Source organism: Calidithermus terrae, from assembly GCF_003574345.1.
GTDB lineage: Bacteria > Deinococcota > Deinococci > Deinococcales > Thermaceae > Calidithermus > Calidithermus chliarophilus.
The window spans coordinates 1-5,445 of the sequence record NZ_QXDL01000238.1 but is presented as its reverse complement, the minus strand read 5'-3'; the positions used below and the strand labels follow the sequence as shown (position 1 = coordinate 5,445).

Genomic DNA, 5,445 nt, shown 5'->3' with positions numbered 1-5,445 from the left:
AGGCTGGGGAGGGTTTATCCCCCCTGGCCCCCCTTGCCAAGGGGGGTGACAAGGCGTCTCGCGTCTTGCGTTTGGCGTTAGGCGTACGACGTACGACGTACGACCTAAAACGTACGACCCGCGCCCGGCTACCGGCTATCGACCCTCCCCAGCCTCGGCCCGATCTCCTCCCACTCGATCGCCGTCTGCCGCCCCGCCTCGAACTCGGCCTGTACCCACGCGTGCAGGGCTCGCAGCTCGGGGTCGTCCTTGGGCAGCTCGAGGCCGGTGTGCTGCTTGACCAGGAAGACTAAGCCCGCCAACCCCGACTCCTTGGTGATGCTCACCTCGAGCGGCCGCCCCAGCAGCCCCGGCACGTCGAAGGGGGCGTACATCCACCCGAACTTGTTGAGCCCGTCGGCGTGGATGCCCGCGCGGGTGCGGTGGGCGTCCTTGCCGTAGAGGGGGTACTTGGCGGGGAGGGGCTGGCCCATCTGCTCGTAAAGCTCGGCCAGCGCGTTGAGGGCCTTGAAGCCGGGCTGCTCGTCGGCGAAGTAGCCCATGCCGATGAGGTGCAGCAGCACCCCCTCCAGGGGCGCGTTGCCGGTGCGCTCGCCCTTGCCCAGCAGCGTCCCGTTGACGGCGGCGCACCCGGCCTGCACGGCGGCGAGGCAGTTGGCGACGACGAGGTGGGTGTCGTTGTGGGGGTGGAACTCGAGGTCCTCCGCCCGCAGGCCCAAAGCCCGCAGCTCGCGGACCATGCCGGGCACGCTGCGCGGCCAGGCCACGCCCTCGTAGGGCAGGCCCAGGCCCATGGTGTCGCAGACCCGGAACTTCGGGCGCAGGGCCTCGCCGTAGGGCGCGGCGGCCTCGAGCACCGCCTCCACGAAGGGCAGCACGAACTCGCGCGGGGCGCGGGTGGCGTCCTCGAGGTGCAGCCGGGGCCGGATGCCCGCGTCGAGCACGGTGCGCACGGCCTCGAGGTAGGTCCGGGCGGCCTGGGCCCGCCCGCCGGGGGTGAACTTGTGGAAGGTGTGGTAGTCGGAGGCTGAGGCCAGCATCCCGGTCTCCCGCACGCCCAGGCTGCGGACGAGCTCGACGTCCTTGCGGGTCGCGCGGATCCAGGTGGTGGGCTCGACCGGGGCGCCGGAGCGGTGGCGCTCGAGGGCGGCCTCGAGCATGGCCCGGTCGGAAGGCCGGTAGACGAAGAACTCGGCCTGCCGGACGGCCCCGCTCCCCCCCGTGAAGGCGCACATCAGCTCGTAGATGCGCACCCCCTGCTCCACGCTGAGCGGCAGGCCGCCCTGCTGCCCGTCGCGGTGGGTGGTCTCGGTGGTCCAGGCGCTCGATGGGAGGGTGGCGGGGCGCTCCTCCCAGACGAACCGCGGGAACCCCTCGCGGGGGAAGGCCTGGGGGAAGTACTCGGGCTGGGGAACGTCCTCGACCTTGCTCATGCCTCGACGGTAGAACCGCCGCACAATGTTGTCAATCTTGACTGCAAAATCAAGCTATTCCGGGGTAAGCTGCGGGCATGGCCCGATACCTCAGCGCCGCGGAGGCCGCCCGCCGCTTAGGCGTCAGCCGCGCCACCCTCTACGCCTACGTGAGCCGGGGCCTCATCCGCTCCCAGCCCGGCGGCAAGAACCGCGAGCGCGACTACCTGGCCGAGGACGTCGAGCGGCTGCTGCAGCGCAAGGAGCAGCGCCGCAACCCCGCCAAGGCGGTGCAGGAGGCCCTGCACTGGGGCGCCCCGGTGCTCGACTCCAGCCTCTGCCTCATCCGCGACGGTCGCCTGTTCTACCGCGGCCACGACGCGGTGGAGCTCTCCCGCCGCGCCGCCTTCGAGCAGGTCGCCGCCCTGCTGTGGACCGGCCGCATGGAGGAGGCCGAGGCGCTGTTTCACAGCCCCTTCAGCCCCCCTCGAGCCCTCGAGCGCCTCCGGGGCGAGCTCGAGGGGCTGAGCCCGGTCGAGGCCTTCCAGGCGGTGCTGCCCTTCGCCGCCGCCCAGGACCTCGCCGCCTACGACCTCAGCCCCCCTGCGGTGGGCCAGGCCGCGACCCGCGTCCTGCGGCTGCTGGTGACGGTAGCCACCGGCCACGACCCCCAGGCCCGCCCCCTGGCCGAGGCGCTCAGCCGGGCCTGGCGCGGCGGCACTGCCGCCGCGCCCTTGCTGGACCAGGCCCTGATCCTGTGCGCCGAGCACGAGCTCAACGTCTCGAGCTTCACCGTGCGCTGCGTGGCCTCGGCGGGGGCCACCCCCTACGCCGCCGTGCTGGCGGGCCTGTGCGCTTTCCAGGGCAGCCGCCACGGGCGCATGGTCGAGCGCGTCGAGGCCTTCCTGCACGAGGCCGAGGCGGCCGGAGCCCGCGCCGCCCTCGCCGCCCACCTGCGCCGGGGGGAGGGGGTGCCCGGCTTCGGCCACAAGATCTACCCCGAAGGCGACCCGCGCGGGCGGGCGCTGCTGGAGGCGCTGGACGCGCGCCACGGCGACGCCCCCGCCCTGGCGCTGGTGCGGGAGGTCGTCGGCCAGGTGCAGCAGGAGCTGGGCCAGCAGCCCACCCTCGACTTAGGCCTCGCGGCCCTCGCCCGCGTGCTGGGGCTCCCCCCCGGCGCGGCGATGGGGGTCTACGCCATCGGCCGCACGGCCGGCTGGGTGGCGCACGCCCTCGAGGAGTACCGCAGCGGCCGCCTAATCCGCCCCAGGGCACGGTACATTGGACCGACTCCGCCCTAAGATAAACCCGTGGACATCCTCCTCGCCGCCCTCATCCTCGGCCTCGCGGTGTACTTCCTCTTCCGCATCGGCCGGGCCTTCTGGCCCAAGCGCTTCGGCAGCGCGTCCCTCCCCGGCAGCTCCAGCCGCCTGCGCTGCCCCCTCTGCGGCGACCGGCTCAACAACGCCGAAGTAGAAGCCCTCCGCCAGGGACGGCGCAAATGCCCCCGCATGGCCGAGTGCCCTTACCAGCGGAGCCGGTGGTTGAACTAGCGAGGCGAGCTATTGGCCGCAGGCAGGGTTGGGGCTAAAGGCTAGTGGTCTGTGGCTCGTGGCCTGTCAAGGGTCTAGGGCCAAGGCGTCCGGCGTACGACGTAGGACGTACGACGTACGACCTAAAACGTACGACCCGCGCCCGGTTACCGGCGTTTAACAAAAAAAATCGCGGCTCTCGGCCGCTGATATTCTTAGTATAACCGGATATGCAAAAATGTAAAGTGGTATGCAAGAAGCCCGGCCTGGACGGGGAAATTACACGCCCTCGAGGCGGGCAGGGATCTGGGCGAGGTGGTGGCGCTCGTGGAAAACGGCGGTCTGCAGCCACCCCAGGCCGTTGAGGTCGCCGAAGAAGGCGTGGGTGAAGGTGGCGGGGTGCTCGAGCAGCTCCCCGCTCTTCTCCGCCTCGCCCAGCAGGAAGGCCCGCTGCTCGGCCAGGAGCTGCGCGATCTGGGTCTTGTCCAGGCCGCCCTTGGGCCGGATGACGGCGGGGGCCTGGGCCCTGCCCTCGCGCCACTCGCCCGCCGGGACGCTCACCGCCTCGAGCGCCTCCCCCTGCGCCGCGCGGCGCAGGCGGCGGATCACGCGGGCGAAGGAGTTTTCGGCCAGGGCGACGTGCTCCATCAGCAGCGCGACGCTCCAGGTCTCGGGGTCGGGCTGGCGGAAGAAGGCCTCGTCGGGGATGGTCTCGAGGTGGTGCAGCATCTCGCGCCTGGAGCGCTCGAGGTGGCGCAGGCAGTGGTCTTTATCCCCGAAGCGCCGGAGGAAGGCCGGGTCGGTGAGCATGGGGGCATTCTACGGCGTCCGGGCGCTGCGAAGCGGGCGGCCCCGAGGGGCCGCCCGCGGACGGTCGAGGTTTTAGCTGATGAGGCTGTGGCGGGCCTGCGCGTCGAGGCTCAGCCGGACCACGCCCTTGAGGTAGAGGTCGTGCAGGGCGTGCCCGCCCAGCACCCGCTCGAACTGGTCGATGCCGACCTCGAGTTCGCTATCCTCCAGACGCAGCCGAATACGATCGAGCGTCCCCGGGACCCAACGGCATTCGACCTTCTCGCCCGTCCTGCTTTTCGGGTGTTTGACTGACATACAGCCCTCCTTCTGATCCGGCTTCGACGTTGGGGATTAAGGGGTGCATCAATTTGTAGCACAAAGCCTACGTAAATACAAACGATCCGTGAGGGGGAAGAATGTCCCCGTCGCGTTATTTGAACTCGGTACTTCTTGACGCGAACTAATGGCCGTAGGCGTTTTCGAGAAAGCTATCCCTCCCGATGCCTTCATCGGCCCGTGGTTTCGGGTCTGGCTCCAGAAGAGGTGGGATAAGATACTCATCACTATGGTTTCGATCGACCTGACGGGCAAAAAAGCATTGGTGATGGGCGTGACCAACGAGAGCAGCCTGGGGTGGGCCATCGCCCAGAAGCTCCACCAGGCGGGGGCCAGCCTGGCCTTCAGCTACCAGGGCGAACGCCTGAAGGAGAAGATCGAGAAGCTCACCGCGGGCATGAGCGGGGTGCGCCTGTACGAGGTCGATGTGACCAATGAGGAGGCCATCCGGGCCATGATGGCCGACCTCAAGGAGGTGTGGGGCGGCCTGGACTGCCTGGTGCACTCCATCGCCTTCGCGCCCCGGCCCGCGATGGAGGGCCGTTACATCGAGACCACCCGCGAGGACTGGACGCTGGCGCTGCAGGTATCGGCCTACTCCCTGCTCGCGGTGGTTCGCGAGGCCGAAGCCCTGCTCAACGAGGGGGCCTCGGTGGTGACGCTGAGCTACTACGCCGCCGAGAAGGTGGTGCCCAAGTACAACGTCATGGGCATCGCCAAGAGCGCCCTCGAGGCCACCGTGCGCTACCTCGCCTACGACCTCGGGCCCAAGAACGTGCGCGTCAACGCGGTCTCGGCCGGGGCCATCCGCACCGTCGCCAGCATGAGCATCCCCGGCTTCCGCAAGATGACCGCCAAGTACAACGCCATCGCCCCCCTCAAGCGCATGATCACCCACGAGGAGGTGGGCAACCTGGGCCTGTACCTGCTCTCGCCGCTCTCGAGCGGCACCACCGGCCAGACGGTCTACGTGGACGCCGGCTACAGCATCATGGGCATGGACTTCGGCGAGGAATAGCGTAGGGAGGTGCCGATAGCTGGTAGCCCATAGCCGATAGCTAGGCGTGGAACATTCGCTCACCGTAAACGGTGAGCGCCTTTTTCTCTGCTTGCTGGTGGGGGAGGGGCCGGTTTGCGGTGCTTCGGTTTGGCGACCGCGGTTCCGCCGTCGGAGGGTGTAGGGGGAGGCCATTCCACGTGGCGAGGGCATCGCGGTACGCGACCCGGCGTACGCCGGAAACCTGCTCCCCCTCTCACCCTCCGAGGGGCCCCAGGTCACCGGCAGAGCCGGTATGGCCTACGGCCACCCCCTCGCGGGCATGCCGCCGGGTCAAGGTGCGGCCCGCACCCCCGCGTACGCGGGCGCCGAGGCC

At 69.7% G+C, this 5,445-nt stretch carries 6 protein-coding genes; 3 read left to right on the top strand and 3 right to left on the bottom strand.

Annotation, left to right across the window (positions count from 1 at the left end; genetic code table 11):
- Positions 1 to 128 precede the first annotated feature (128 nt).
- Entirely contained in the window at positions 129 to 1,433 is a 1,305-nt protein-coding gene (locus tag Mterra_RS18315; RefSeq protein ID WP_119316453.1) for a pyruvate carboxyltransferase, read from the bottom strand.
- A gap of 77 nt (positions 1,434 to 1,510) precedes the next feature.
- On the opposite strand from Mterra_RS18315, the gene Mterra_RS18310 reads away from it, so the two are divergent.
- The gene (locus Mterra_RS18310) at positions 1,511 to 2,713 is read left to right on the top strand and encodes a citrate synthase family protein (protein ID WP_119316452.1); all 1,203 of its coding nucleotides are present in this window, start codon (positions 1,511 to 1,513) and stop codon (positions 2,711 to 2,713) included.
- Between the two features lie 9 nt (positions 2,714 to 2,722).
- Positions 2,723 to 2,965 (top strand): hypothetical protein, encoded by a 243-nt coding sequence (locus Mterra_RS18305; RefSeq protein ID WP_119316451.1) that lies wholly within the window; start codon positions 2,723 to 2,725, stop codon positions 2,963 to 2,965.
- A 258-nt stretch (positions 2,966 to 3,223) separates the two neighbouring features.
- On the opposite strand, the gene Mterra_RS18300 is transcribed toward Mterra_RS18305, so the two are convergent.
- A complete protein-coding gene (locus Mterra_RS18300; protein ID WP_119316450.1) occupies positions 3,224 to 3,754 on the bottom strand; it encodes a DinB family protein in 531 nt (176 codons plus the stop codon).
- Between the two features lie 72 nt (positions 3,755 to 3,826).
- Positions 3,827 to 4,051, bottom strand: a complete 225-nt coding sequence (locus Mterra_RS18295; RefSeq protein ID WP_119316449.1) for a hypothetical protein — start codon at positions 4,049 to 4,051, stop codon at positions 3,827 to 3,829.
- Between the two features lie 250 nt (positions 4,052 to 4,301).
- Between Mterra_RS18295 and Mterra_RS18290 the strand changes: the two genes are divergently transcribed.
- The gene (locus Mterra_RS18290) at positions 4,302 to 5,090 is read left to right on the top strand and encodes an enoyl-ACP reductase FabI (RefSeq protein ID WP_119316448.1); all 789 of its coding nucleotides are present in this window, start codon (positions 4,302 to 4,304) and stop codon (positions 5,088 to 5,090) included.
- The last annotated feature ends 355 nt before the right edge of the window (positions 5,091 to 5,445 follow it).

What these genes read in the sequence shown, in the direction of transcription:
- Mterra_RS18290 (WP_119316448.1), top strand. Translation starts at nt 4,302, where the DNA reads ATGGTTTCGATCGACCTGACGGGCAAAAAAGCATTGGTGATGGGCGTG.
- Mterra_RS18295 (WP_119316449.1), bottom strand. Translation starts at nt 4,051, where the DNA reads ATGTCAGTCAAACACCCGAAAAGCAGGACGGGCGAGAAGGTCGAATGC.
- Mterra_RS18315 (WP_119316453.1), bottom strand. Translation starts at nt 1,433, where the DNA reads ATGAGCAAGGTCGAGGACGTTCCCCAGCCCGAGTACTTCCCCCAGGCC.
- Mterra_RS18310 (WP_119316452.1), top strand. Translation starts at nt 1,511, where the DNA reads ATGGCCCGATACCTCAGCGCCGCGGAGGCCGCCCGCCGCTTAGGCGTC.
- Mterra_RS18300 (WP_119316450.1), bottom strand. Translation starts at nt 3,754, where the DNA reads ATGCTCACCGACCCGGCCTTCCTCCGGCGCTTCGGGGATAAAGACCAC.